Source organism: Pseudomonas saxonica (genome assembly GCF_007858365.1).
Classification (GTDB): Bacteria; Pseudomonadota; Gammaproteobacteria; order Pseudomonadales; family Pseudomonadaceae; genus Aquipseudomonas; species Aquipseudomonas saxonica.
Genome location: NZ_VFIO01000024.1, coordinates 1 through 3,753 on the forward strand (window position 1 = coordinate 1; position 3,753 = coordinate 3,753).

General features: G+C 56.6%; 5 protein-coding genes. 4 read left to right on the top strand and 1 reads right to left on the bottom strand.

The genetic code is table 11. The features are described 5' to 3' along the window. The first annotated feature begins 419 nt into the window (after window positions 1–419). The 4 genes from FJD38_RS24290 to FJD38_RS24305 all read left to right on the top strand — a co-directional run bounded on the left by FJD38_RS24290 (window position 420) and on the right by FJD38_RS24305 (window position 1,971). A complete protein-coding gene (locus FJD38_RS24290; protein ID WP_106117522.1) occupies window positions 420–923 on the top strand; it encodes a hypothetical protein in 504 nt (167 codons plus the stop codon). Window positions 924–1,151: 228 nt separating this feature from the next. Beyond that, window positions 1,152–1,469, top strand: coding sequence for a hypothetical protein (locus FJD38_RS24295; RefSeq protein ID WP_095026061.1), 318 nt, complete (start codon window positions 1,152–1,154; stop codon window positions 1,467–1,469). Beyond that, entirely contained in the window at window positions 1,466–1,726 is a 261-nt protein-coding gene (locus FJD38_RS24300) for a hypothetical protein (RefSeq protein WP_095031318.1), read from the top strand. Before FJD38_RS24295 ends, FJD38_RS24300 begins: the two co-directional genes overlap by 4 nt. Continuing rightward, on the top strand, window positions 1,723–1,971 hold the full coding sequence (locus FJD38_RS24305) for a hypothetical protein (RefSeq protein ID WP_146388026.1): 249 nt from the start codon (window positions 1,723–1,725) through the stop codon (window positions 1,969–1,971). The genes FJD38_RS24300 and FJD38_RS24305 overlap by 4 nt, the downstream gene beginning before the upstream one ends. Window positions 1,972–2,002: 31 nt before the next feature. On the opposite strand, the gene FJD38_RS24310 is transcribed toward FJD38_RS24305, so the two are convergent. Beyond that, on the bottom strand, window positions 2,003–2,422 hold the full coding sequence (locus FJD38_RS24310; protein ID WP_073510845.1) for a hypothetical protein: 420 nt from the start codon (window positions 2,420–2,422) through the stop codon (window positions 2,003–2,005). Between the last annotated feature and the right edge of the window lie 1,331 nt (window positions 2,423–3,753).

Genomic DNA, 3,753 nt, shown 5'->3' on the forward strand with positions numbered 1-3,753 from the left:
ATTCACCCGCGTGCGCGCCCGGCAAAGCCGGACCAACCTGCATTCTGCTATTGCGCGACGTCTCGTTGCGGTCCCTTGTCCCTTTCTTGACTGCTACATCGCGAATCCAGGTTGGTCCGGTTTCACCTGACGCGCACGCAAGCGGTGCGGCCTGATGCTTCGCACCTTGGTTACGCCCTGTACGGGCTGCACCAAGGCAGATCGGAAAAATTTGGCCTTGGGGCCATTTTTCCTAACTCCCCTCGTGGGCTCGGGGAGTTTCTGTCAGGCTACTTCGCCGTCTTCGACGGCGGTCTATCAGAGCGGCCTTAGCCGCTCTGGACGATTTACTGGCCCCATTCAATTGTTCGTTGTAGGTGATATTTGCCGGGCTTAACTGGGAGCGCAATTTAGATTATTTATCAGGAGATAAAATCGTAGTGAACAAGCGAATTCTAGCTGTGTTTTTTCTATTAACTTCGGCGAACAGCTACGCTGACGACTGGGAGTCGTTTGGAGACTGGCGAGTCAAAGTGTTCCACGATGATATGGATACCGTTACACAGATCGGAGTTAGAACTGACTTCAAAGATACCCCGAAGCCAGGGTCTCCATTTCCCCCGAAAACTGACCTAACCATCGGATTCACCATTTTCGGTGGTCGACTCGTGACGCTGAGCCCTTCCGTTGGATTTCTCGGTGATATGTACTGGCCATCATGTGACTATGACCTGAGTAGTGTGTCGGTGGACGGAAATAAGGCTATTCCACTCACTCCTGTTGAGGATCCAGGCTCATGTAATAAGGTCGCGAAAAATGGCGAAGCCTTACGGCAAATGATGAGTGGAAATGTGGCTAGGATGCGGGTTGGTTACACAAATGGGACGGTGTCCCTGAAAGGTTTCAAGGAAGCGTGGAAGAAGGCCTTAAAGCTAAGTCGATGATGAGTGTGATCGCCCAAATTAGACATCGTTGATCTATATCTTGTCTCGCTTGGGTAACCGGAGGTACGAATAACGCCGCTTATGTTCAAAAGCCCCCTACACTCAAGCCGAGCGTGGGGTTTTTTTTTGTGGGCACGGATACCACATCCCCCCACACTGGTACTCCAGAACCCCATACTGTGGTTTTACGCACTGGGGGCCACTGACTCGGATAAGGACACCCCTGCCATGCCGTTACCCGTCACGCCGTCTTATGAGCGCCGTTTGCGCGACCTGCGCACGCTGTCCCCGGACACTGGCGCACTGCTTGAGCGCATCGCCCTGGAGCTGCAGCCGCAAGTGCTGGCCACCTCGATTGAGGCGTTGGAGGCGCAATTATTGGATCACCTGCAGGAAGTGGCTGAGCAGCAGACGCGCTGTGTAACTCGATTCTGGGACTGGTTAAACGCCGTGGTCGCCGCCGGAGCGCTGACCCCACCACAGGCGGCAGCGTTTGCCTGCGAAGCCGCCACCTTGGGCGGCCCGTCCGGAGTGGTGCCCGAATGAGCGGCCGTTACGGTAACGGCAGCGACCCGTTAGCCGCGATCAGTACGTCGCCTGAAGTGCTGGCCACACTGCGCCGTCGAATGACTGCCATCGAGCTCGCCGCCGACACCCTGCAGGTGCATCTGGCCAGCGAGCGGGCGCAAGGTTTTGTTGAGATGCTGGAAGAGCTCAAGGTGCTTAAGCCGGCCGAGATTGAAAGCCTGTACCTGATCATTGATGACGCCGCTCAGGCGCGCGTCACGGCGTTGCTGCTGTGATCGGGGACGGGATTCACGAAGACGCGCTACAGCACCTGGTGCAACAGAACGCGGTCAGGGAGTTTGTCGTGGGCCGCGATGTCAGTCGATTGAAATGGACTTTTTCGGTACGCCTCGGCGGGCCGCACTCAAGGCTGATCCCGGTGCGCTCACGGCGCGAAGTGATCCGTACCTGGGCCAGCCTAACGGCGGTGGGTCGCTTTGCCGAAGGGCTCGGCGTGCGAGGCTTTGCGGTGGAACTGTGAAGTTTCGCGCCCGCGAAACTGGCCACGGCTTTTAGTTATCGAGAGCGTCGAGCAAATTTGCCCAAGTAGGGGCTTCCCCTGGCTTCGCGTTGTGAGGCAATGCAGGTTTAGGCTCGGGTTTATGCTCGATCAGCCGAAGTGATTGTTGCAGCTCTTGTATCTCTGCACGCAGCAATCGAACCTCTTCAACCAACGAGTGTAGGGCTGGGTGTAAGGCGTCCATTTCAGGTGTAGGGGAAGTGTAGGGCGAGGGTGTCGGGTCAAGTGTAGGGCGGTGTAGGGTGATCCCCTGTGGTTCGCCATAAACGCGGATCATTTCTGATAGGTCGATAACCTTTTGCCCTTTACCGTCTAGGCCAGCAGTTACGCGGCCTTTAGACACGGCCTCATGCAATGTTGAACGGTGTAAACCGTAGAGTTTTGCCATGCGGCCGATGGTTAATTTTGCCATGTAGGGCAGTGTCGGGTTCTGTCTGTAGGGTGCCCTACAGTCTACTGCTATTTATGAGACTTAACCGATCATTCCCTAACGCGGTCCGGTGGACCTTGTTGGCTACCGTGCTGGTAGGCAGCACAGCTGCCAGACCCACACGGCAGCTTGTGAAAGACACAGGGTTTGCGCTGGGCGAGCAAACGCAATATCTTTGGGTAATAGATACATAGCATTAAAACGAAAAAACCCTGCCAAGGCAGGGTTTCATTCGGGCCAGCGGCGACGGCAATCGCTCTGGCCAAGGTCTCGGGGAATCTCTGCTTTTCGGTGCGGGGAACGAGACCTGGTAAGCCAATTCTGTCGGGAAAACTCCCGTCTGTCCAGCTTCCAGCCTCCCCCGACACCTCTTCCCGACGCTTGGAATCAAGATGCTTTGGGCCCGGGAAGTAATAGCTGCCGATCAAGGGGATCTCTTCACGGCAGCCGGTATAGCCGGTTAGGTGCGACCCGCAAGGGCGAGAAGGCAATGGCAGGGCAGCGTAAAAACCCAACCACGGGCGCTGTCACTGTCCTAAAACCCACCAACCGCCAGACGCCGAAGAGGGCAGGGGGCGCAGTGGTAAACAATCCCCGAAAGTCTGGAACGCCTGTTGGGAGTGGGAGCCGGGTGATCGCACCTGGAACAAAATCCTCACTGCGTGGAGTCATGCGAGACGCTTTTTTTAAAAGCCGATCGTAGGGGCTCCCACGCCAGTGGGAGCCATCAAGAGCGTCGCGTAGCCATCATTATTGCCGCCAGTGGGCGGCCTTAGACTGGCGTCAGCCATCATTGCTCGTGCTCTTGTCTCTCAGGGTTATTACCCGCTTTGGATCTTTCCCAGCGAGTGGGGGTCCCCCTTTAGGGGGTCGAGCTGGTGAGCGCGTAGCGCGAATGCTCTTGGCTTTTTGCCCTTTTGTACCTTTTCACCTTTATACCTCTCCTATTGGCGTTCTATTGCTGAAGCAATAGCCAACGCAATAGAACGACCAATAGAACGCCACATAGATAATCCAAGACAAAAGCAGAGCAACAGCGCGCCATCCCTACGGTCTGTCGTGGCCGCCCTGCGGGACGCCCAAACCTTCCGGGGGAGCGCCCCGTCAGGCTTTCAGGGTTCCGACTCGCTGCGCGAGCCTCCACCCTCTTTCCTCCCCTGCGCCCTGAACGGGCTTGTCTCGAAAATTCACCCGCGTGCGCGCCCGGCAAAGCCGGACCAACCTGCATTCTGCTATTGCGCGACGTCTCGTTGCGGTCCCTTGTCCCTTTCTTGACTGCTACATCGCGAATCCAGGTTGGTCCGGTTTCACTC